General features: G+C 45.2%; 23 protein-coding genes. 9 read left to right on the forward strand and 14 right to left on the reverse strand.

Annotated features, from left to right (window positions below; all coding sequences use genetic code 11):
* Positions 1-6: 6 nt before the first annotated feature.
* A complete protein-coding gene (locus tag CS948_RS20670; protein ID WP_218014310.1) occupies positions 7-846 on the reverse strand; it encodes a glycosyltransferase family 2 protein in 840 nt (279 codons plus the stop codon).
* A gap of 228 nt (positions 847-1074) precedes the next feature.
* Between CS948_RS20670 and CS948_RS20675 the strand changes: the two genes are divergently transcribed.
* The 3 genes from CS948_RS20675 to CS948_RS20685 are packed head-to-tail and all read left to right on the forward strand — an operon-like array spanning position 1075 to position 3976.
* Positions 1075-2130 carry a histidinol-phosphate transaminase gene (locus tag CS948_RS20675; RefSeq protein ID WP_099294189.1) on the forward strand — a complete coding sequence of 352 codons (1056 nt, stop codon included), beginning with the start codon at positions 1075-1077 and terminating at the stop codon, positions 2128-2130.
* Positions 2131-2189: 59 nt separating this feature from the next.
* Positions 2190-2924 carry a sugar phosphate nucleotidyltransferase gene (locus CS948_RS20680; protein WP_099294770.1) on the forward strand — a complete coding sequence of 245 codons (735 nt, stop codon included), beginning with the start codon at positions 2190-2192 and terminating at the stop codon, positions 2922-2924.
* A complete protein-coding gene (locus CS948_RS20685; RefSeq protein ID WP_099294191.1) occupies positions 2924-3976 on the forward strand; it encodes a CDP-glycerol glycerophosphotransferase family protein in 1053 nt (350 codons plus the stop codon). The genes CS948_RS20680 and CS948_RS20685 overlap by 1 nt, the downstream gene beginning before the upstream one ends.
* Before the next feature lie 130 nt (positions 3977-4106).
* On the opposite strand, the gene CS948_RS20690 is transcribed toward CS948_RS20685, so the two are convergent.
* The 10 genes from CS948_RS20690 to CS948_RS20735 all read right to left on the reverse strand — a co-directional run bounded on the left by CS948_RS20690 (position 4107) and on the right by CS948_RS20735 (position 11509).
* A complete protein-coding gene (locus CS948_RS20690) occupies positions 4107-4868 on the reverse strand; it encodes a Kdo domain containing protein (RefSeq protein ID WP_099294193.1) in 762 nt (253 codons plus the stop codon).
* A complete protein-coding gene (locus CS948_RS20695; RefSeq protein WP_099294195.1) occupies positions 4868-5356 on the reverse strand; it encodes a dihydrofolate reductase in 489 nt (162 codons plus the stop codon). Before CS948_RS20695 ends, CS948_RS20690 begins: the two co-directional genes overlap by 1 nt.
* 100 nt (positions 5357-5456) lie before the next feature.
* Entirely contained in the window at positions 5457-6251 is a 795-nt protein-coding gene (locus CS948_RS20700) for a thymidylate synthase (protein WP_099294197.1), read from the reverse strand.
* A 97-nt stretch (positions 6252-6348) separates the two neighbouring features.
* Positions 6349-6996 carry an O-methyltransferase gene (locus CS948_RS20705; RefSeq protein ID WP_099294199.1) on the reverse strand — a complete coding sequence of 216 codons (648 nt, stop codon included), beginning with the start codon at positions 6994-6996 and terminating at the stop codon, positions 6349-6351.
* Positions 6997-7005: 9 nt separating this feature from the next.
* The gene (locus tag CS948_RS20710; protein ID WP_255302099.1) at positions 7006-8193 is read right to left on the reverse strand and encodes a pitrilysin family protein; all 1188 of its coding nucleotides are present in this window, start codon (positions 8191-8193) and stop codon (positions 7006-7008) included.
* Positions 8194-8224: 31 nt separating this feature from the next.
* On the reverse strand, positions 8225-9265 hold the full coding sequence (locus CS948_RS20715) for a hypothetical protein (protein WP_099294203.1): 1041 nt from the start codon (positions 9263-9265) through the stop codon (positions 8225-8227).
* A gap of 10 nt (positions 9266-9275) precedes the next feature.
* A complete protein-coding gene (locus tag CS948_RS20720) occupies positions 9276-9827 on the reverse strand; it encodes a DUF4924 family protein (protein WP_099294205.1) in 552 nt (183 codons plus the stop codon).
* Between the two features lie 84 nt (positions 9828-9911).
* Positions 9912-10283: an RNA-binding S4 domain-containing protein gene (locus CS948_RS20725; RefSeq protein ID WP_099294207.1), complete on the reverse strand. Its 372-nt coding sequence runs from the start codon at positions 10281-10283 to the stop codon at positions 9912-9914.
* 60 nt (positions 10284-10343) lie between these two features.
* Entirely contained in the window at positions 10344-10919 is a 576-nt protein-coding gene (gene pth, locus CS948_RS20730) for an aminoacyl-tRNA hydrolase (protein WP_099294209.1), read from the reverse strand.
* Positions 10920-10939: 20 nt separating this feature from the next.
* Complete coding sequence (locus CS948_RS20735; RefSeq protein WP_099294211.1) at positions 10940-11509, reverse strand: 50S ribosomal protein L25/general stress protein Ctc; 570 nt, start codon at positions 11507-11509, stop codon at positions 10940-10942.
* Positions 11510-11932: 423 nt separating this feature from the next.
* On the opposite strand from CS948_RS20735, the gene CS948_RS20745 reads away from it, so the two are divergent.
* The gene (locus tag CS948_RS20745) at positions 11933-12103 is read left to right on the forward strand and encodes a DUF362 domain-containing protein (protein ID WP_099294215.1); all 171 of its coding nucleotides are present in this window, start codon (positions 11933-11935) and stop codon (positions 12101-12103) included.
* A gap of 263 nt (positions 12104-12366) precedes the next feature.
* Here the strand turns inward: CS948_RS20745 and CS948_RS20750 are convergent, their stop codons facing one another.
* Positions 12367-12900: a 5-formyltetrahydrofolate cyclo-ligase gene (locus CS948_RS20750; RefSeq protein ID WP_099294217.1), complete on the reverse strand. Its 534-nt coding sequence runs from the start codon at positions 12898-12900 to the stop codon at positions 12367-12369.
* Between the two features lie 141 nt (positions 12901-13041).
* Between CS948_RS20750 and CS948_RS20755 the strand changes: the two genes are divergently transcribed.
* Both CS948_RS20755 and CS948_RS20760 read left to right on the forward strand, forming a co-directional pair.
* Positions 13042-14622: an NAD+ synthase gene (locus CS948_RS20755; RefSeq protein ID WP_099294219.1), complete on the forward strand. Its 1581-nt coding sequence runs from the start codon at positions 13042-13044 to the stop codon at positions 14620-14622.
* 21 nt (positions 14623-14643) lie between these two features.
* Positions 14644-15363 (forward strand): Crp/Fnr family transcriptional regulator, encoded by a 720-nt coding sequence (locus CS948_RS20760; RefSeq protein WP_099294221.1) that lies wholly within the window; start codon positions 14644-14646, stop codon positions 15361-15363.
* On the opposite strand, the gene CS948_RS20765 is transcribed toward CS948_RS20760, so the two are convergent.
* Entirely contained in the window at positions 15337-15798 is a 462-nt protein-coding gene (locus tag CS948_RS20765; RefSeq protein ID WP_099294223.1) for a regulatory protein RecX, read from the reverse strand. The genes CS948_RS20760 and CS948_RS20765 overlap by 27 nt on opposite strands.
* 46 nt (positions 15799-15844) lie before the next feature.
* Positions 15845-16699: a peptide chain release factor N(5)-glutamine methyltransferase gene (gene prmC, locus CS948_RS20770; protein ID WP_099294225.1), complete on the reverse strand. Its 855-nt coding sequence runs from the start codon at positions 16697-16699 to the stop codon at positions 15845-15847.
* A gap of 53 nt (positions 16700-16752) precedes the next feature.
* On the opposite strand from prmC, the gene cls reads away from it, so the two are divergent.
* From cls to CS948_RS20785, 3 genes are all read left to right on the forward strand, one after another.
* Complete coding sequence (gene cls, locus CS948_RS20775) at positions 16753-18210, forward strand: cardiolipin synthase (RefSeq protein WP_255302100.1); 1458 nt, start codon at positions 16753-16755, stop codon at positions 18208-18210.
* A gap of 109 nt (positions 18211-18319) precedes the next feature.
* The gene (locus CS948_RS20780) at positions 18320-20752 is read left to right on the forward strand and encodes a bifunctional UDP-N-acetylmuramoyl-tripeptide:D-alanyl-D-alanine ligase/alanine racemase (protein WP_099294772.1); all 2433 of its coding nucleotides are present in this window, start codon (positions 18320-18322) and stop codon (positions 20750-20752) included.
* A gap of 34 nt (positions 20753-20786) precedes the next feature.
* The gene (locus tag CS948_RS20785; protein WP_255302101.1) at positions 20787-22067 is read left to right on the forward strand and encodes a M64 family metallopeptidase; all 1281 of its coding nucleotides are present in this window, start codon (positions 20787-20789) and stop codon (positions 22065-22067) included.
* Positions 22068-22078: the final 11 nt, after the last annotated feature.

A 22078-nucleotide genomic window follows, 5' to 3' on the forward strand; every position in this document is an offset into this window, starting at 1 on the left:
AGATATTTAACAATTCGAATCTTCGGATTTTACGATTCCAAAATTTGTCCGGATATGTTTTAAACACACGGTATCCTTCCGAATCTTTTTATTTTTTCGCAAGGCACTCTCGTTCACATAGCCCCGTGCATGATCCAGATGCAAGCAAATAGCCGAATAACGTATTTGTAATCCCCGGATTCCGGCATTTACCAATCTTTCCCCGAACTCCCGATCCTCTCCCCCGTACTCCATTCTTTCGTCAAAACCATTCACCCGGATAATATCCTCTCGCCAGCCGGAAGCGTTGCCCCCGTTCCATGTTGCCTTCGTTGTTGTCAAGAAATTCAAGAGAAAGGCTTTAAAAGAAGAACGAGTCAATTTATTATTACGGAAAGAATTTCTCATCCCATGCTGTTTTAGCCAACAGATATTAAAACAAGCCTGTGACTCGATATCCCGCAAATGAATCTCACGGGAAGTATCCATTGACAACCTGCGACACCCACCTGAAAGGAAGTATCCTTTCTTCCTGAATTTCATGTGCTTCTCAATAAAATCATTCCTCGGGATACAATCTCCATCAGTAAAAACCAAATAATCCGTACTCGCCGCCAAAATAGCTTTATTCAATATTTCACATTTCCGGAAACCTCTATCCTCATGCCACACGTGCTTTAGCGGGTAAGATAGTCGGGGTGTCAGCCGTTCCAGTACTTCCCGCGTAGCTTTACCGGATCCATCATCCGCGACAATCAACTCAAATTCTTTAAAACTTTGTATATTATATCCCCATAATACTTTTTCGAACCATTCCGGCTGATTAGAAGTAGAAACAATAATAGAAACCTGCATTTTCAACACCATATTTTAGTTTAAAAAAATGATCGTTATTTAATTTTCCACCAAGGCATACAGCCACAATTCCATGATATTATGATAGTAACTGATTACTAGCACAAAAAAATAAAAATGGTTTGTAGGAGATACTCCAAAAATTAGTTACTTTTGGCTATCATTAAAGGATCGTTTATTGATATCTATTTATAAACAAACCGGACGAATAAAAAAGTCTAAGATATATTTATTGTATTGATGAAGAAAGAAATAACTTACCTCGACCGTAATGAATACAATTACGGACCTGCACCCGAAATCGGCGAAGTGCTGAAAAACTTTGATCCGAATAAATTATGCTTCTACACCCGCATTTACGACGAGGGTAAAAAAAGCATTCTATCCGATTACATCTCTGAATTGTACGGGATTCCGGAAAAACAAGTAATCCTAGGATACGGGGGTGAAGACATTCTGAAACAAGTGGTACACTGTTTCTTGGCTGGCGGTACGAAACAAAAAACGTTGCTTATTCCTAAGTTCTCGTGGTGGTACTACAAATCCATCGCCGACGAAGTAAACGGAAGAACCATTTTTTACCCGTTGTTCGAGGAAGGCAACACTTTCAAGTACGATATTCAAAGTATTCGCAAATCGGTAGAAAAAGAAAAGCCGGAAATGGTACTTATGGCATCCCCCAATAACCCGACGGGCAACTCTTTGACAAAGGAAGAATTACATGAGATACTTTCTTTCATCCCCCGTGAAACGATGATCGTGATTGACGAAGCTTACGCTTCTTTCGCGAACAAGGATACCAGCTATATCAAACCGTTGATTGAAGAATTCCCGAATCTTTTGATAATCCGCACGCTATCCAAATTTTACGGACTGCCGGGTTTACGTCTTGGATTCGCTTTCATGGGCGCAGACTTATCCGTGTTCTTGAACTATAGTACGAAATACCTCGGCTACAACCGAATCACGGAAGAAATTGGAGTTGCCGTGTTCAAGGCAAGCGACTACTATCAACATATAGCAGACTTGATGGCAGAAGACCGAGAATTATACATGAAAGAATTAAGCGTGCTCGACGGCTTCAAAGTGTATAAATCAGAAGCCAACTTTATTCTTGTGAAATATCCTATTGCCATGAAAGCTAAACTTCAAGAAGCCTTAAAAGCCAAAGGATTGATTGTCAAATTCATGAACGAGGAAGACATCAATACCCATATGCGTATCACCTTGGGAACTCAAAAGCAGAATCGCTTGGTCATAGATACGATCAAAGAAGTTATGCTAAATTCTAAATAATTCCATATACAGAACCACATACCAGACCGGTTATGTGGTTCTGCTTTTTAAAGAAACGTATGAAAGCTGTTATCCTCGCCGCGGGAATTGCTTCCCGATTACGCCCTCTCACGAACGACCGCCCGAAATGTTTGCTAAAAATCGGCAATCGCCCCCTACTGCAAAGAGCTATCGACGGTCTGTTAGTCAACGGTATCGATGAAATTGTGATTGTCACGGGCTATTTAAAAGAAATGATCGAAAATTTCGTGCAAACGACCTATCCGAATCTCCCCGTGAGATTCATTTACAATGAAGTCTACGCGTCAACCAACAATATATACTCGTTATGGTTGGCAAAACCGGAAGTTCTGCAAGAAGAAGAAATCATCCTGCTGGACAGTGATATTCTGTACGACCCGCGTATGATCAAAGTTTTACAGGACGCACCGTATAATGACTGTCTGGCATTAGACAGCCACAAGCTGGGCGAGGAAGAAATCAAAGTCATCGTGAATGAGGAAAATCAAATCACGGAAATCAGCAAAACCTGTTCCATCGAGAAAGCTATCGGCGAATCTATCGGTATCGAAAAAATATCGAACGCTTATCTTTCAGCTCTCTACACGGAATTGGAACAAATGATCGTGAACGAGGGACTGGATAATGTATTCTACGAACTTGCTTTCGAACGTCTGATTACACGAGGACACTATTTTTATCCCGTGGACACGAGTAACTATTTCTCCATGGAACTCGACACCGTGGAAGATTTTCAAGACGCTATCAATCGAATACCTAAATATCTACAGTAATGCGCATCGTATTATTCTGTGAGCAAAAATACGCCATCAATATTCTGCAACCAATCGAGGCAGAGGCAAACAGAGAAGGGGGACACTCCATTTTGTGGTTTGTTCAAGAAAAAAACATCCCCGAATTTCCGTTAAAGGACGAAGTAAAATGGACAAACAGCATCCAAGAGATTTATGATTTCTCCCCCGAAGCTATCTTTGTCCCCTGCAATATCGTGCCTTATTACCTGCCGGGAGTGAAAATACAAATATTCCACGGTTACGCGACTGAAAAGAAAGACCATTGGGTCATACGCCGCTATTTCGACACGTATTTTACCCAAGGTCCCTTATTCACGAAAGGCTTCACCGCTCTTGCCAAGAAATACAAGGATTTCGAAGTCGTGGAAACAGGCTGGCCTCGTCAAGATTGGATTTACGAAAATCTTCATACTTTCGATGCCGAGAAAAAAGCGTTGCTGGAAAAACACGGTAAAAACAAACTCGTGCTGTATGCCCCGACTTTTTCACCGTCACTGACCTCGCTGCCTTTCATCAAAGAAGGGTTAGTAAAATTGGCAAAAGAGAAAGACGTGCTATTAATCTTGAAATTCCACCCCTTGACAAAAGCCGAGTGGATGCAGGAGTACAAAGAGCTTGCCGCGCAACACGACAATATGCTTTGGGTAGAAGATCACAATATCACGAAATACCAGATCATGTCCGACGTGATGATCAGCGATACCTCTTCCACCGTTTACGAGTTTCTACTACTGGATAAACCGGTTATCACCTACAAGACCATAGCGAAAGACATCTATTGGCTAGACATACAAAACCCGGAAGAACTCCCCGAGGCTTTGGAAAAAGTATTACACGACGAAGAATATATCGCCAAACGCAAATGGATCATTGAAAATTACGATCCCTATCTCGACGGCAAAGTCGGACATCGGATGCTTGAAGCCGCACGGGATTATATCGCTCGCCACGGGGTGCCAGCAAAACGGAAATTAAATCTTTGGCGAAAATACACGAGTATCAAGAAATTCGGGAAAATTAAGAGGGCATAAAACGCACTCTAGTCCATAAAGTCCGTAAAGTCTATAAAGTCAGAAGGTCAAAAATATACCCGGGAACAATCCAAATCATTTTTTTTCGACTTTAGGAACTGGAGGTTCGACCTTATGGACTTTACGGACCTTACAGACTAGAGGGTGCGTTAGAACGCACCTTATTTCTTTTCTCTTTCCGCTTACGCACCCGTTCATCATGAGCATGAGTCCATTCCTTGAGCAACCGAATCATCTCCTTGGAATCCGAATGAGTCAAACGGGCATATTCATCCGCGATAATCTCTATCATATCATCCGTAGCATTCAACCGATAGAAATTCTTTAACCCCACGAATGGAGATATATGCATGAATTTCACCCGATTCAAATCAACCAAGCTAAATTCCATACCATTACTCGTGCGCTTTATTAACGTGTTGCCCGGGGAATGATCCACGAAATAGACTGATTGTGAATGAAAATAATGTGTAAATCGGGTAAACTCTCTCAATATAAATTCCAGATCAGTCGGACGTTTCTCCCGCAAATCCCGAAACAAATAATCATAGTCCACCTGCAAAGAAATATAATAACTCCGGGTAACACCCCACGCGTTCCGTTTCACGATATACGCCACCGGTTCGGGCGTCCCGATACCTTTTTCCCGGAACAAATTGGCATATTCATAAGAACGTTGAGCCTTTCCTTTCCGGATATACGCGTAAGCAAATTGGTTGATTACATTCGGCACCTTGAATGATTTCACATTCACACGCACCCCTTCTACATCCAGTATTTTGATTACATTCCGGTTATCCTCGATCACCTCCCCCTCCACCTCGAATCGACGGGGAATATCAAGAATGGCTTTCTCCAGTGATTTGTATTTCGGGTTGATCCGGTAATCCATTACTTTATCCGCTCGTAATTAATAAAGGTGTAATCAAACTCGTTCTTCTCGTCCGCCTCGTGAGCTTCCCGGAATACTTCTTTCCATTGATTCGGATCCACAGAAGGAATTAACGTATCCCCCTCGCACTCCTGATGCACTACAGTAAGATACAATCGATCCGCCTTACCCCACAATTCCTTGTAAATAGTACCTCCTCCGGTCACGAAAACCTCATCTTCCCCCTTTGTCAATTCCAAAGCCTCCTCCACACTCCGAACGACCTCACAACCTTCCGCTTTATAATCCGGGTTCCGTGAAATCACGATATTTCTCCGGTTAGGCAATGCCTTCCCCACGGACTCATAAGTCTTGCGTCCCATCAAAATCGTGTGTCCCGTTGTCAACGCTTTAAAACGTTTCAAATCAGCCGACAACCTCCACACCAATCCATTATTCCTACCGATAACATTATTCTCTGCCGTAGCTACTATAATTGATAAAACCATTCTAATTTTAGATTTAAAATTTACGATTTCCTCCCTCTAACCGACACTCTTTTCTAATCGTAAATGATTTCATTTTCAATTTTCCACTTTCAATTTTCAATTAAACAGATATCGCCCCCTTTATATGCGGATGCGGATCATAGTCTTGCAACTCGAAATCCTCGTATTGAAAGTCAAAGATGCTTTTCACCTCCGGGTTGATTACCATACGGGGCAAACGACGAGGTTCACGCGATAATTGCAATTTTACCTGTTCAATATGATTCAAATAAATATGAGTATCTCCCAACGTATGCACGAACTCACCGGGCTTCAAACCGCAAACCTGCGCAATCATCATGGTCAGCAAGGCATAAGAAGCGATATTAAAAGGTACCCCCAAAAATGTATCTGCGCTCCGTTGATAGAGTTGACAGGAAAGCTTACCATTCGCCACAAAAAATTGGAACAAAGCATGACAAGGCGGCAATGCCATATTCTCGATATCTCCGGCATTCCATGCACTAACAATCAGCCGCCGCGAATCAGGCGTATTCTTTATTCCTTCCACGACTTGCGTAATCTGGTCCAAGAAAGTTCCGTCAGCTTTAGGCCATGAACGCCATTGATAACCGTAGATATGTCCCAAATCTCCGTTCTCGTCAGCCCATTCATTCCAAATCTTCACGCCATGTTCTTGCAAATACTTCACGTTCGTGTCGCCTTGCAGGAACCACAGCAATTCGTATATGATAGATTTCAAGTGCAATTTCTTCGTGGTCAACAAGGGGAAACCCTCTTCCAAGTTGAAACGCATCTGGTGTCCGAACACGTTGATAGTACCCGTACCCGTGCGGTCTTCTTTTACAGTCCCCTCTTTCAAAATTCTATCCAACAAATCTAAGTACTGCTTCATAATAATTGAAAATTGAAAATTGAAAATTGAAAATGCACATTCCAACTTCCAATCGGATGATTGAACAAAGATAGCTTTTAATTTTAGATTTTAGATTTCAGATTTCAGATTTTCTTATCACCATCAACCCATGCCGAATTGGAAGTAATAGATTTTCTACCCGGGGGTCGGCTTGTATCATATCGTTAAAATCCAGAATACCTTTCGTTTGGGCGTCCGGCTTCACCCCGGGAGCGGTGACTTTACCATCCCACAACACGTCATCGGCAATGATTAGCCCTCCCTCCCGGACTTTATCAAATACCAGACGATAATATTCCGAGTATTCCCTTTTATCCGCGTCAATAAACACCAAATCAAAAGTTTCATTCAAACGGGGAATAATTTCGCAAGCATCTCCCACGTGAAAAACGACACGTTCCTGCAAGCCGCTTTTCTCGATAAACCCTCGCGTGAAATCCTCCAATTCGTCATTCACGTCAATCGTGTGCACCACGCCCCCTTCCGCCAAACCGTATGCCATAGAAATCGCCGCGTACCCCGTGTAAGTCCCAATCTCCAACACCCTTCGGGCAGCAAGCATCTTGCACATCATCTTCAAGAATTGCCCTTGCAGGTTTCCCGACAACATCCTCGGGCGCAACACTTGCAGATGAGTCGCACGGGACAACTCAGCCAACACGTCGCTCTCCGGTTCGCTGTGTGCCAAAATATATTGCTCCAATTCCGCGTTCAGTTCCAACATACCGACCTCCTACTTATACAATAAAATCGATTGCTTTTCTATATCAAATACATCTTTCGCCACTTTCAACAACACCTCCGGGGTAATCTCATCCACTTGGGTATAAATATCTTCCAGACTGTCCACCTTATCGTAAATCAGGAAACTCTTCCCGATAGACAACATCAGATTCTCGTAATTCTCGGAAGAAATAGCCAACTGCCCAACCATTTGCGCCTTCGCGCGCTTCAATTGCACGGGTCCCAACTTCTCCTCGTACAAAGAGCGCATCTCCTTCTTGCACAAACTCAAGCACCATTCCGCGTGCTCCGGGTCGCACCCGAAATAAATCATGGCAATCCCCGTGTCCGAATAAGGCGTGTAGGAAGCCTCGATATTATAGGCAAGCCCGTGACGTTCCCGTATATTCAAATTAAGACGAGTGTTCATTCCCGCCCCACCCAACAGATTAATCAGTAAAGACAATGCCAACCGGTTATCCTGCGTGTAATCATAAGCGATATTCCCGATAATACAATGGCACTGATGCGTATCCTTGTCCAGCTCCACGAACCGGGGTGTGTAAATTTCAGGCTTCACCCGTGTCTGCAAGGAAGGACCGCTCTCGTAACCGGCAAAATACTTCTCCACCAGACGTACCAACTTGTCAAAGGCAATATCTCCCACCGAACTAATCACCATGCGATTCGGGAAATAATTCCGTCGCACGAAATCAAGTACCATTTCACGGGACATTTGTTCCACGGAAGCCTCGTCGCCCAAGATATTCCGCCCAATCGGGTAACCGGAATAAACCAGCTCCTCGAAATCATCGAAAATCAATTCCCCGGGATTATCCTTGTACGAGTTAATCTCCTCCAGCACAACATCTTTCTCCTTCTCTATCTCCTTCTCCGGGAAAACGGAATGAAACACGATATCCGCAAACAACTCCAATGCCCGCTCGTAATCTTTCGCCATAAACGTGGCATACACGCATGTATCCTCCTTGGTCGTGTACGCGTTCAACTCCCCCCCCACGTCTTCCAGACGACTCAATATATGATAGGCCTTTCGCTTCTCTGTTCCCTTGAAAATAACGTGCTCGATAAAATGAGCCATCCCGAACTCCCCCGCCCACTCGTCCCGGCTTCCCACGTTAATAATCAACCCGCAATAAGCGGCTTTATTCGGGATATAATTATGGATTAAGCGCAATCCATTTGGAAATATATGTGTTTGATACATTTTACTGAATAAAAAGACTTCCCCCCGACATATTCAAATTCACTCTTCCCGAAAACTTTTTATCACCGACAAAACCTGTTTCCAAAACAGCATTTTTATTCGTCGTCGGTTTGGTTTCCAAAACAACGCCTTGCGGTAACTCAACTTTCAAATTCTTGTTCCTGTTGATTTCAAGCGTGTACCCGCACCCCTCCATGAAAGTCAAACCCACCTTTGTTGAAGAACTCTTTACCTCTACCGAAGAGAATGAAAGATTAATATTCCTCACGTTCAATTCTCCCCAACGCGTATCCATCCATAGGCTACCGCCGATATCCTGCACCTCGTATTTCGTGTAAAAAGAATTCCCGCTCAAATTCTCGACCATCCCCAAGTAACAAGTGCCCCCGGAAGTCTTCAGCGTGAGATTATCTGCTTCCATCAACTGCAACCCAGTGGAATTACAGTCCAATTTCATATTCGTCCCCTCGCCAATCTTCACCTTACAGGATTTGAACTCACCATTAAACACAGCTACTTTCTCCACTTCAAATTCCCCCTTGGATTGCTTCACAGAAAACTCGCCACCCAACACCGTGTTTGCCTTAAAATTTCCCGACACAATCTCCACGCTCAAATCTCCCGTGAAATCGGTCATAGAGATACCGCCGTCCGTGCTCAACAAACGCACCTTCTTTCCTTTCGGGACTTTAATATGGTAATCCACGCTAACCGTAACGCCAGAGAACGTCTGTTTCAAACTCATGTCTTTTCTAAACACGGTTTCCACGTTCAACGCCGCACCCCGTTCCTTGGCTGTTATCGCGATATACTCGAGGATTTCATCCACCTTGGCTTTATTCTTTGCCTCCACCCACACGCTTGCGGTAATAGCAAACTCCTCTCCTTCCTGACGTACATCGATATTCCCGTAACGATTGGACACAATCAACTCATTAAAAGAAGCCGCCGGGAAACTCTGTTTAAATTCCTTGGTTCCCTCTTCCGCCCGTGCGTTCAAGACAAACAAAACAGCTATCGTGATAAATAATATTCTCTTCATTCTATTGTGATTAATCAAACATCTTTTCTTCATTCTCTTCTATCGCCTTGTATTTCGCCGCCAGATAAGCAATCATCCGGCTAAACGATTCCATAGCCATGGCTGTCTGCGAATTTATCTCTTTTTTTTGTAAACGCAACATCAAATGTCCATAAAGAGCATGAAGTGCCAATTCCACATCGGACACCTCTTCCGGCAAATTCGTTTTCCGGCGGTAATCCAACAAATTGTTCGCAGTCATCATGAACAACTGCTTGTATTTCATATCTTGCGATTCATGCAACAGGTAGTAATGCAACTCCGTCAATTCATTCACCATATTTTTGACCACTTGTAGATGCCCTCCTTTTACCACCTCTTCCCTCTTCATCATCTCAATCAAGTTATCATACCACTCCCTAATCTCCTTCCGGGTGTCCTCATCTACTTGAAACTGGCTGACCACATTCCTGTCCACTTGCCGAATATCCATCTGCATCGCTCTCAGCATATCCTCCACCTGCCACATATACAAAATATATTCAGCCACATTACTTTTTCTTTTTTCCCGCGCAATCAACATACTAATTTGGGATTTATGATTTATGATTTATGATTTATGATTCAAAGACATTAATCTTCAATCCAAAATCATAAATCTAAAATTTTAAAGTTCTTTAAGTTTATCAATCAACCTGCGGTCCCGTTTTGTCGGGCGTCCCGTTCCTCTATCACGGGATTCAAATTGCATGTGAGTACCTCGCAGGATATCCAACCTTTCCTGTGGAGTGGTTTCTTCCACGAAATCGACCGCCAATTGTGCAGACATCCGTTTATCCGTTACTTGCTTCACCAAATATTCCCTTTCAATCGGGGGAACCCGCACCTTAACCGTGTCCCCGACTTTCACTTCACGAGAAGCCTTCACGTGCGCATCCCCGATAGACACGTGTCCCTTTCCACAAGCCTCGGCAGCCAATGAACGGGTCTTGAAAATCCGGACTGCCCATAACCATTTATCTATTCTGACCTTCTCCACAGTCTATACCTTTAAATTACAATACTCAAGTTGTAAACTTACGATTTAAAATCGTAAATCTTAAATCTCAAATCGTAAATTATTAAACAGACTCATCGTTTTATCCACCCCGATAAAAACGAAATTTTCAATCACCTCGCCACAATGTTTTAACATGGCGGGCAGGCGCTCTTCCTCTTCACCGCTCCATTCCCCCAACACGTAATCCACCTGTCTTCCCTTGGGAAAATTATCACCGATACCAAACCGCAAACGGGTATACGCCTGTGTTCCCAACAATTGGTTGATACTCTTCAACCCGTTATGCCCCCCGTCACTACCTTTACTTCTCAAGCGTATTGTTCCGAAAGGCAAGGCCAAATCATCGACAACTACAAAAAGATTCGATAAATCAATCTTCTCCTTCTGCATCCAGTAACTCACGGCTTTCCCGCTAAGATTCATATACGTGTTCGGTTTCAACAGTATCAGGGTCCTCCCTTTCAACTTCACAGTGGCTACTGCCCCGTAACGCATATCTTCAAAAACAGCATTGGACGCCTTGGCAAAGGCGTCCAACACTCTAAATCCGATGTTATGTCGTGTATTCTGGTATTCGGGACCAATGTTCCCTAATCCCACAATAAGATATTTCATCTTTCTATTCTTTCAAACAATTATTGAGCGTTTTGTGCAGCCCTTGCAGCTCTTGTCAACTTCACTTGAGCCACAACCACACTCTTCGCGTTCACGATATCGATACCTTCGATGTTAATATCCTGAACCTTGATAGATTTACCAACACCCAAAGAAGTCACGTCAAGCGTAATTTCATCCGGCATATCCTTCGGAAGAGCTTTCACCTTCAATTTACGGGTAATCAATACCAACTTACCTCCGGCTTGAACTCCGGCAGCGTGTCCCGTGGTCTTAACAGGTACTTCAATCACCACCGGTTTATCCTCAAACGTCTGGTAAAAATCAATATGTAACACTTTATCCGTCACCGGGTGAAATTGGATATCTCTCATCACGGCGTCATAGGTTTTACCCTCAAGAACGAGCTTTACCAAATACACGTTAGGAGTATAGAGAAGTTTCTTTAAATCCCGGTCTCTTACAGCGAAATGAACGTTAGCCTCACCACCGTAAAGAACACACGGAACTTTTTCTTCGTTTCTTACTGCTTTAGTAGCTTTCTTACCTAAATCGTTTCTTACTTCTCCTTTTAATTCAAATACTTGCATATCATTTAAATTGTTGTGCTACTCAAACACGGATTGTTGCCCCGGGGTTCTAAGCCATATCCGCGTTCCCATCACACGTTTAAAATTTCCCCCGTACTTTAAATGCGCCGCAAAGGTATAAATTATTTCTCGAAACCACAAATCAGGGCGAACGCGTTCGCCCGGTTTATAAAGTTCATAAGGTTTATGGACCCTAGCGGGCACTCTGTCCATGGCAGCAAAGCTGCCGGTAAACCTTGTCCGAAGGACGCCCGTTACTTTATAAACCTTATAAACCTTATGAACCTTATGAACTTTATAAACTATTCCATTTTACAATGGGTATAAATAAGGGCAAATAAATCTTATTAACCCCGAAAAATTTTTTTGTTTCAATTATAGGTTTTACTTTTGCGCCATTATTAACAACAAAATTTTTTAGAAATGGCTTACGTTATATCTGATGATTGTATTTCTTGTGGAGCATGTGAATCAGAATGCCCGGTAGGAGCAATCTCTATGGGTGATGACCACTACCAAATCAATGCTGATACTTGTATCTCATGCGGGGCTTGCGCTGGTGTTTGTCCTGTAGGAGCTCCGAAAGAAGCTTAATCATCATAAAAAAGGAACATCAATGGCTGTGTCGGAATCGATGCAGCCATTTTTTTTGTATCATAACCTAAAGAGAACCCACAGTATTCCTAAGGTTTTACCACCTCTTGCCCCTTACCCCACCCTTGCATCCCTCTCGCACCATCGCCGCCCAAGGGTGATGCAACAATCACGCAAGAGGCCTGCAAGCCGGATAAGATAGTATAACCCTAGGAATACCAGAGGTTAATGGTAATAGAACACATAAATAGTGAAATATTCTTTTACCCGTGTACAACCAAGTCCATGCGCACGTCCAACTCATCGACAGGCACTTCCTCCACGAACTGGAAATCGAAACAAATGCCGACCTTCTTTGCCGCGCGGGTTTCTTTCAATATCTTGTCATAGTATCCTCGTCCCCGTCCCAAACGGTTCCCTTGACGGTCAAAAGCGACACCCGGCACGACAATCATATCAATGGAATCGTAATCCGTGTACAATTCTCCCACGGGTTCCAGTATCCCGAAGGACTCTCCCGCTTTCAAAGATTCCATACCCTCGAATACCCGCAATTCAAGCACATCCCCTTTCACGCAAGGAAGCAAAATTCTTTTCTCGCCCGCCCATTTGACCACGTAATCATGGGTGAACACCTCGTCATCCATCGACCAATACGCCAAAAGGGTACGAGCCTCCTTGAAAAAAACATTTTGTTCCAGTTCATCCCAAATCGGACGGGACATCTCGACCTTCTGTTCCGGGGAATATTGATTTTTTAAAACCTTTATCTGCTTACGCAACTCTTTTTTATCCATTATCAACAAACTTCATGAATAACTTATTTATTATCTTGTGCAAAATTCGTACTTTTGTGACAAATAACAAAGTGAGCTGCCAAAGAGTTATCATTTTAATTTATCAACCATCCCCGCAAGGGATATAACGTGCAGGATACAATGAAAATAGCAATACCTCAAATAAACTATCATATCGGCGACATCTCCAAAAACAGGGACCTTATCATTGCCGCCATACAAAAAGCAAAATCAAAAAAAGCAGACCTGGTCGTGTTTCCCGAACACGCGATATGCGGTGCATACCCGCAAGACCTGTTCGAGAAAGAATATTTCGTGAATGAATGTCGCATCAGTATCGAAAAAATTGCCGGACAATGTACAAATATCGCCGCTCTCGTGGGTTGCCCCAATCTCGACTTGGAAGACGGGGTTCTTTACAACGCCATGTTCTTCATGTATGACCGTGAAGTGCGGGGCGGAGTCAACAAAACCGTGCTAAGCGACTACGATATTTTTGACGAGAGCCGCTATTTTATCGCGGACGAATCGAATTCTCCCTTGCGGTACATGAATCAAAACATCCGTGTCCTTTTCGATGAATATGAATCAAACGTTATCGAAAAGACCGACACGCTAATCATTCACGTGGGCCCCACACCGTTCACCACGGAAAGTTACGCTTATCGCAAAGAAGTATTCTCTTCCATCGCCCGGGAACACAAATGTCCCGTGATAGCGTTAAATCACACGGGAGCCAACAGCTCTATCATATTCGACGGAAACACTCTTGTTTTCAACAAGAAAGGAGTACTTGTAGCCAAAGGAACCGCCTTTGATGAAGATTTCATACTCATCGACACCAACGCTTTGGAAAACCTCGCCCCGGTAAAAGAGGCTGCACGGGATTCTATCGCGCTGATTCACGACGCTCTCGTGGCGGGCATCAAGGATTTCTTCCGAAAGAACGGGTTCAGCAAAGCCGTCTTAGGTCTTTCCGGCGGAATTGATTCCGCACTCGTTGCCGCATTAGCCGTCGAGGCACTCGGGAAAGAAAACGTGTTAGGCATACTGATGCCTTCCCGCTTCTCGACCGACCATTCCGTGAAGGATGCCGTCGATTTGGCAAGGAATCTGGGAATAGCACATGAAACTCTCGCGATAAAAGAGATATACGACACGTTCCTTTCCACCTTGCAACCCGTCTTTAAAGACGCACCGTTCAACGTGGCGGAAGAAAACCTGCAAGCCCGTATCCGGGGAACACTCGTGATGGCAATCTCCAATAAATTCGGGCATATTTTGCTCAACACCTCAAATAAAAGCGAGGCTGCTGTCGGCTACGGCACCCTATACGGGGACATGTGCGGTTCTCTTTCCGTGTTAGGCGACGTGTATAAAACCGACGTGTACAAACTATCCCGGTATATCAACCGGGAACGGGAACTCATACCCGAAAACACCATCACGAAAGCCCCCTCGGCGGAACTCCGTCCCGAGCAAAAAGACCAAGACTCGCTCCCCGAGTACGATATTCTGGACGCAATTCTAAAGTTATACATCGAAGACAATCAATCCAAGCAAGATATCATCAAACAAGGATTCGCACCCGCACTCGTGGAGAAGACTCTTACGCTGGTAAATCGCAACGAATACAAGCGGGCGCAGTGTCCCCCGATTCTCAAGGTAAGCAAGAAATCCTTCGGAAGCGGGCGTCGGATGCCACTCACCGCTAAATTGTAAACGACCGACAAAGAACAAGCCATGAGAACGATTAAAGACAAAGAACTACATAAAAAATATTGCAACATTTGCATTGACAGTCCCAACTCACTTTTTGCCAATCTTGACGAAAGCAGCAAAAGTATCATTCGCCAGACCACCATTTGCAAAATGTACCGGAAAGGCGACCTGATATACGAGGAAGGCAATAAACCTTTCGGGTTACTTTGTCTTATCACCGGGAAAGCCAAGATTATGAAAAAAGGAATTGCCGGCAGGGAACAAATCGTTCGCATGGCAAAGCCCGTGGGTTTCATCGGCTATCGGGCTTTCTTCGCCGAGGAAAACCATATCGCCTCGGCTGAAGCCCTTGAAGATTCTATCGTCTGTATCATGAAAACCGAACTGGTATTCGGTATCGTGCGCAGCAACTCGGATGTTGCCATGAACGTTATCCGGGCACTTGCCACGGACTTGGGATTCTCCAACCGTCGCACGGTAACCCTCACCCAAAAGCACATCCGCGGACGTCTGGCAGAAGCTCTGCTCGTGCTGAAAGATACTTACGGGTTCGAGGATGACAACAGCACGTTGAAAATCTGCCTCTCGCGGGAAGATATCGCCAACTTGTCGAACATGACCACCTCCAATGCCATCCGCACGCTATCCAACTTTGCCTCGGAAGGTATCGTGGAACTCTCCGGCAAGCAAATCAAAATCACAAACTTGGACGCCCTAGAGAAAGTGAGCGAGATGGGATAAACACCGGCTCACCGTTTCGTACTCGAAGCCCCGGCTCAGGGCAAAACGAATGAGTTTAGCTTTTCGCTTATAAGGGTCCTCGTCCTTTATACTCTTGTTCTTCTGACGCAACAACTCCATACAAGTGGCATCCGTATCTTCCTCCGGTAACGCGGCAAGCGCTTGCCCTATTACACTATCCGCAACCTGTTTCCGGCGCAGCATTTGCGCTATCTTCAATTTCCCCCAGCGATTAAAACGAAACTTATCCCGGGCATAGGCCTCGGCAAAACGGGCATCATCCAAAAATCTATTCTTCACCAGAAATGCCATAATCTCCGCGATATCTTTCTCCGGTAACTCCCAACGCCGCAATTTAGCCAACACGTCGGCACTGCAATATTCTTTCTTACTGCATTGCCCCGCCACTATATTTAAAGCCTTCTTCGCATCCACTTAATCAAATTTAAAATCTAAAATCAAGAAATCGTAAATCATTGAATCACTTCGTCCATCTCGCTTTCACCATCCTGTCCTTGTCATGAATATCTTTCCGCAACTCCACTTCACGGTATCCCATACCCGAGAGTAAATCAACCATCTCTTTGCCGAAAGCCTCATTAATCTCGAAAAACAGGAGTCCCCCCGCTTTCAAACGCGAACACCCGAATTCCGCTATCACCCGATAAAATAGCAACGGGTCCTCATCCGCCACGAAAAGCGCCCGATGCGGCTCATATCCCAACACCCGCTCGTGCATCAAAGTTTTCTCCGAAACCCGCACGTAAGGGGGATTGCTCACGATGGCGTCAAAATCCGACCAATCCCACATTTCATGCCGCAAAATATCCCTTTCATAGAAATGCACCTCTACCCCGTTTGCCCGGGCATTCTCTCCCGCCTGACGAATTGCTTCCGCAGAAATATCCACTCCATGCAATTCCAAACCCCGCAGCATTTTACCCAAAGTTATAATAATACACCCGCTTCCCGTGCCCACGTCGAGTACTCGCGATCCCTCGGGCAAACCGCTTTCAGCAACCCACATCACCAACTCCTCCGTTTCCGGACGCGGAATCAATGTTTCGTTATTCAACCGGATATCAACACCCAGAAACTCGGTTTCACCCAACACGTACTGCACCGGTTTGTTCGTTTTCAACTCCTCCACCATCGCCACAAAATTATCTACAAACCTTTTTTCCAATAATTCGTGTTTATTAAGATGTATTTCTATATTTGTACAATGCAATATTTTACACAAAAGATACGAGCACAAGTATTTTATTTCGCGTTCGTTGTATGTATCTTTTAATGCTGTTAATGCGTATTGCTGTAAATTAAATATTGTGTTCATGCAAACAAAGATACGGTTTAATTGAAAATTGAATATTTAAAATTGAAAATAATTTGGGAAATTGGGCAAACATAGTGATTAATTTGGGCATCGTGCTATACGCATTCGCGATACTGGCGATAATTTACACGATTATACTGGAAAACAGGAATCCGGTACGCACCTTGGCGTGGATACTCGTGCTCGTGCTTGCGCCCGGACTCGGATTACTTTTCTATATCTATTTCGGCATGAACTATCGCAAGGTCAAGATGTTCTCCCGGAAAGGATTAGGCGACTTCAAGTGGTTGCAGTACATGAGCGAAGACCAGAAACAACGCATCCAGAAAGCCGAACTACTAAAAAAGGCCGACATGGAAGCCGTGAAGCCCTTGATGACCTTGCTCCTCAATAACAGCAAAGCACTTCTCTCCCGCAACAACACGGCAGAGATTCTGAACAACGGGGAAGAAACTTTCGGTTCTATTTTCAAAGCCATAGCCAAAGCTAAAAAATACATCCACCTTGAATATTATATCATCGAGAAAGGAGAGCTCGGCGACAAATTGAAGAGCCTCTTAATCCAAAAAGCGAAAGAAGGCGTCGAGGTCAGAGTGATTTTCGACGACGTGGGTTCATGGCAATTACCCAAAAGCTATATCCGTGAAATGCGGGAAGCGGGCATACAGATTTACCCGTTCCTCCCCGTGCGTTTTCCCTTGTTCACCAACAAGGTCAACTACCGCAATCACCGCAAAATCATCGTCATTGACGGTGACACCGGATTCATCGGCGGTCTGAACTTCGCGGACCGTTACCGACACGGGTTGCCCGGCATCGGTATCTGGCGCGACACCCACCTGAAAGTCAAGGGAGAAGTCGTTACCTCACTTCAAGTCGTGTTCCTTTTCGACTGGTATTTCGTGCGGCAGGAACTTCTACTGAACAAGGCGGAATACCTCCCGAACAAAAAGGCGGACGGCAACGTGGTGATTCAAACCGTGGCTTCCGGACCCGACAGCGACTGGACTTCCATCCAACAGGCTTACTTCACGCTTATCAACATGGCGAAAAAATACGTTTTTATCTCCACGCCTTATTTCATGCCGGGGGAAACTACCATCAACTCGCTGAAAACTGCCGCCATGAGTGGAGTAGATGTCCGTATCATGATACCGTATAAATCGGATTCCCTACTGACCTACTGGTGCACCCGTTCCTATATCGAAGAACTGTTGGAAGCCGGGGTCCGGGTATTCCAGTATCGCAAAGGATTCAACCATAGCAAAGTAATCGTCATGGACGGGCTCGTGTCTTCCGTCGGTACCGCCAACATGGACATCCGCAGCTTCGAGCAAAACTTCGAGGTCAACCTCATCCTCTACGACCGCAATGTCAGCCGCCAACTCGGGTCCGACTTCCTCAACGACTTGAAAGGAAGCCACGAAGTCAGCCTCCATCAATGGAAATTCCGTCCGAAAAGAGATAAAATCCGCGAATCCCTCGCCCGTCTTTTCGCCCCATTACTCTAATTGAAGCCCATTCATGCGCCTACACGCACGCTATAAATTTTCCCCTATAAAATCTGAAATCTAAAATCTAAAATAAGTAGCTTTGTTGGCGTATTTTCAATTTTCAATTATGAAAGAGATTGCCGACATCATACAGGGAGAATTACGACAAGGTATTCCGGTCGAAATCACGGAATACAGCATTGACAGCCGTTCTATCATCACCCCGGAACACACGCTGTTCTTTGCATTAAAAGGGAATAACCACAACGGTCACGACTATATACAAACACTTTACTCTGACGGAATAAGGGCTTTCGTCATCAGTGAATACCGGGCGGAATTCGACCATCTTCCGGAAGCGAATTTCATCCTAGTCAAAGATGTCCTAACAGCCCTACAACAACTGGCCGCCTATCATCGCAAACAATCACGGGCGGAAGTAATCGGTATCACGGGAAGCAACGGCAAAACGGTCGTGAAAGAGTGGTTGTATCAATTATTGGCTAACGACCACACCGTGTATCGCAGCCCCCGGAGTTACAACTCGCAAGTCGGCGTACCGCTCTCTTTGCTAGGAATCGACACGAAAGCAGACATCGCCATTATCGAGGCAGGTATATCCCAAAAGGGAGAAATGCAACGACTCCAACATATGATTCGTCCGGATATCGGGATATTCACGCATCTGGGTGATGCCCACGACGAGAATTTCTCTTCCCGGGAAGAGAAACTGGCGGAAAAAGCCCGCTTGTTCGCCACGTGCCGCTGGATAATCGGACAAGCGGGAGATGCCATGCAATTCATCCGCACACAAGTACCTTCCACCACTTCACTCTTCACGTGGAGCGAAGAAATAGAAGCCGACGTACAAGTGCAAACCGTGAATATGGCTCTCGACCACCGGAAAGTGAAAGTTACACACGGGCAACAGTCGTTCATTCTTGACATCCCGTTCGCCGACATCGCTTCACTCGAGAACTGCATGAACGCGGTCTGCGTCTTACTGCTGAAAAAATACGCTCCCGAAGTCATCGCTTCCCGGGTAGCACAACTCTCGGCAATAGCCATGCGCCTTGAAATCAAGGAAGGCATCAACAATTGCACGCTCGTGAACGACTACTATAACTCGGACCCTTCTTCGTTTCAGTTAGCCTTAAACATTCTGGCTACACAAGACGCCTCGAGAGAACGGGTAGTCATCCTTTCCGATTTCATGGATTCCGGCAAAGAAGCCGACGATTTATATCCTTCCATTGCCGAAACGCTACGACAAGCCAATGTTTCGCTATTTATCGGTATCGGTAAACATTTAAGTGACCACCGCCATGACTTCGCCCCCAATTCCCGCTTTTACGAGGACACGGAACATTTCCTGCGCCAAGAAGAACGGGAGAATTTCAAAGAGCAAGTCATTCTGATAAAAGGGGCACGGGTATTCCAATTCGAATTTATCGCCGGATTCCTGCAAAAACAATCCCACGGTACGATACTGGAAGTCGATTTGGACGCCATGGTTCACAACCTGAATCATTTCCGTTCCCTGACCGACGCACACATCGCCGTCATGGTGAAAGCGTTCTCGTACGGAAGCGGCTCCCGGGAAATTGCCTCTCTCTTGCAATACCATCGGGTGGACTATCTCATGGTGGCATTCGCGGACGAGGGCATTGAATTACGTGCCGCGGGAATCACCATTCCTATCGCCGTGATGAATCCCGAACGGGAGGCGTTCGATAATATGGTCATGTTCAACCTCGAACCGGAAATATATGCCTTGGATATTCTTGAAGACTTCAATCGTTCACTGGCAAAACACGGCATCAAACGTTTTCCCGTGCATATCAAACTGAACACGGGCATGAACCGCTCTGGTTTTGACGAGAGAGATTTACCCCGGTTGTTGGACTTCTTCCGCTCGGAACGCTCCGTCTATATCCGGTCAATCTTCTCGCACCTCGCCGGAAGTGACGAAACGGCACACGATGAATTCACGCTGGGGCAAATCCAATTATTCGAGCGCATGACGGAACGTATACAAGCCCGATTCGATTACAAGATATGGCGCCATATCTTGAACTCCGCGGGAATCGAACGTTTTCCGCAATATCATTTTGACATGGTGCGCCTCGGCATAGGACTACACGGCATCAGTGCCACCAATGCCCCCCTCCAACCCGTGAGCAGTTTCAAGACATACATCTCCTCTATCCGGGAAGTAGCAGAAGGACAATCCATCGGGTACGGTCGTAAAAGTTTTACCACCCGTCCCTCCCGTATCGCGGTCATTACCGTGGGATACGCCGACGGTCTGAACCGCCACTTGAGCAATCGTGTCGGACACGTCTTCGTGAAAGGGAAACGGGTACCCATCATCGGGAATATCTGCATGGATACCTGCATGATTGACGTCACCGACACGGATGCCACCATCGGTGATGAAGTGGAAATATTCGGGAAACACATCCCCGTTACCGAACTGGCGGAACAACTGGGTACCATCCCTTATGAAATTCTCACGGGTATTTCCCACCGCGTGAAACGGGTATATTACAAGGAATAAAGCAGTAAAACAATCACCATAAAATAACAAGTCTATGAAACAAGGAATAACTCTTATCGCCTGCATGGTATTGCTCTTACAAGCGAACTCCTCGTGGGCTCAATTCGACAAGTATTTCCACAACAAAACATTACGCATGGATTATGCCCATTGTGGCGACAGTCAGAATGAAGAAATTTATTTCGAGGAACTTCTCGAAGAACCCTACTGGGGTGGTTCTAAGGTTAATTTAATTGACACCATGTTCTACGGGAATTACTACGTGAACGTGTACGACGTAGCCACCAACCAACTCATTTATTCCCGCGGGTACTGTACCCTTTTCGGCGAATGGCAAACCACTGACGAGGCGAAGACAACACGCCGTTGCTGCTTGGAAACCGTCGTGATGCCCTTCCCGAAAAATGACGTTCGCATCGAGATATGCAGCCGGAACAAGAAAGGCAAACTCGTGAAGAAATTCGAATACGCCGTGGATGTTGACAGCTATTTTATCAAAAAAGACCGTCGCTTACAATACCCCACGTTCGACGTTCTCTACACCGGTAACCCCGCCCATAAAGTAGACATCGTACTTCTTCCCGAAGGATACACAGCGGAAGAAATGGAGCAATTCAAAGCAGATTGCCAACGCTTCGTGGAAGGGTTATTCAGTTTCTCCCCTTATAAAGAGAATCGTAACCGCTTTAATGTCCGTGCCGTACTCGCTCCTTCACAGGAATCCGGTGTTGACATCCCCGGTGAATACATCTGGAAAAACACGATATTGAATTCGTCATTCTATACCTTCGATTCCGAACGGTATATCATGACTTACGACCACAAAAGCCTACGGGACCTTGCCGCCAATGTGCCTTACGACTTTATTTATATCATCGCCAATACTCAGAAATACGGCGGAGGCGCTATTTACAACCACTACGGCATCAGCATTAACGGCAACCTGCACGCCGCCAAAGTTTACGTCCACGAGTTCGGACATCTTTTTGCCGGTCTGGGCGACGAATATGTCGAAATCGGCAGTTCTTACAACGACATGTACCCCAAAGGCGTCGAACCTTGGGAACCCAACTTAACCACCCTTGTCAATTTCAACAAGAAATGGAAAGACATGCTCGACAAGGATACCCCGGTCCCGACTCCTATCGATCGCCAAAACCTGAAAAAACTCGGTGTCTATGAAGGCGGCGGTTACGTTGAAAAAGGAGTCTACCGCCCCGTTCCCGACTGTCTGATGAACACCCTATCCGGCAACGACTTCTGTCCGGTTTGCACTCGTGCGATTAAGAAACAAATAGATTTTTATACTCGATAACACCGTTATCA

Origin of the sequence: Butyricimonas sp. Marseille-P3923, from assembly GCF_900184685.1 — a bacterium.
Classification (GTDB): domain Bacteria; phylum Bacteroidota; class Bacteroidia; order Bacteroidales; family Marinifilaceae; genus Butyricimonas; species Butyricimonas muris.

Bases quoted from the DNA above. Each gene is read 5' to 3' on its own strand.
- CS948_RS20670 (WP_218014310.1), bottom strand. From the start codon at position 846: ATGGTGTTGAAAATGCAGGTTTCTATTATTGTTTCTACTTCTAATCAG.
- CS948_RS20675 (WP_099294189.1), top strand. From the start codon at position 1,075: ATGAAGAAAGAAATAACTTACCTCGACCGTAATGAATACAATTACGGA.
- CS948_RS20680 (WP_099294770.1), top strand. From the start codon at position 2,190: ATGAAAGCTGTTATCCTCGCCGCGGGAATTGCTTCCCGATTACGCCCT.
- CS948_RS20685 (WP_099294191.1), top strand. From the start codon at position 2,924: ATGCGCATCGTATTATTCTGTGAGCAAAAATACGCCATCAATATTCTG.
- CS948_RS20690 (WP_099294193.1), bottom strand. From the start codon at position 4,868: ATGGATTACCGGATCAACCCGAAATACAAATCACTGGAGAAAGCCATT.
- CS948_RS20695 (WP_099294195.1), bottom strand. From the start codon at position 5,356: ATGGTTTTATCAATTATAGTAGCTACGGCAGAGAATAATGTTATCGGT.
- CS948_RS20700 (WP_099294197.1), bottom strand. From the start codon at position 6,251: ATGAAGCAGTACTTAGATTTGTTGGATAGAATTTTGAAAGAGGGGACT.
- CS948_RS20705 (WP_099294199.1), bottom strand. From the start codon at position 6,996: ATGTTGGAACTGAACGCGGAATTGGAGCAATATATTTTGGCACACAGC.
- CS948_RS20715 (WP_099294203.1), bottom strand. From the start codon at position 9,265: ATGAAGAGAATATTATTTATCACGATAGCTGTTTTGTTTGTCTTGAAC.
- CS948_RS20720 (WP_099294205.1), bottom strand. From the start codon at position 9,827: ATGTTGATTGCGCGGGAAAAAAGAAAAAGTAATGTGGCTGAATATATT.
- pth (WP_099294209.1), bottom strand. From the start codon at position 10,919: ATGAAATATCTTATTGTGGGATTAGGGAACATTGGTCCCGAATACCAG.
- CS948_RS20735 (WP_099294211.1), bottom strand. From the start codon at position 11,509: ATGCAAGTATTTGAATTAAAAGGAGAAGTAAGAAACGATTTAGGTAAG.
- CS948_RS20745 (WP_099294215.1), top strand. From the start codon at position 11,933: ATGGCTTACGTTATATCTGATGATTGTATTTCTTGTGGAGCATGTGAA.
- CS948_RS20750 (WP_099294217.1), bottom strand. From the start codon at position 12,900: ATGGATAAAAAAGAGTTGCGTAAGCAGATAAAGGTTTTAAAAAATCAA.
- CS948_RS20755 (WP_099294219.1), top strand. From the start codon at position 13,042: ATGAAAATAGCAATACCTCAAATAAACTATCATATCGGCGACATCTCC.
- CS948_RS20760 (WP_099294221.1), top strand. From the start codon at position 14,644: ATGAGAACGATTAAAGACAAAGAACTACATAAAAAATATTGCAACATT.
- prmC (WP_099294225.1), bottom strand. From the start codon at position 16,699: ATGAACACAATATTTAATTTACAGCAATACGCATTAACAGCATTAAAA.
- CS948_RS20780 (WP_099294772.1), top strand. From the start codon at position 18,320: ATGAAAGAGATTGCCGACATCATACAGGGAGAATTACGACAAGGTATT.
- CS948_RS20785 (WP_255302101.1), top strand. From the start codon at position 20,787: ATGAAACAAGGAATAACTCTTATCGCCTGCATGGTATTGCTCTTACAA.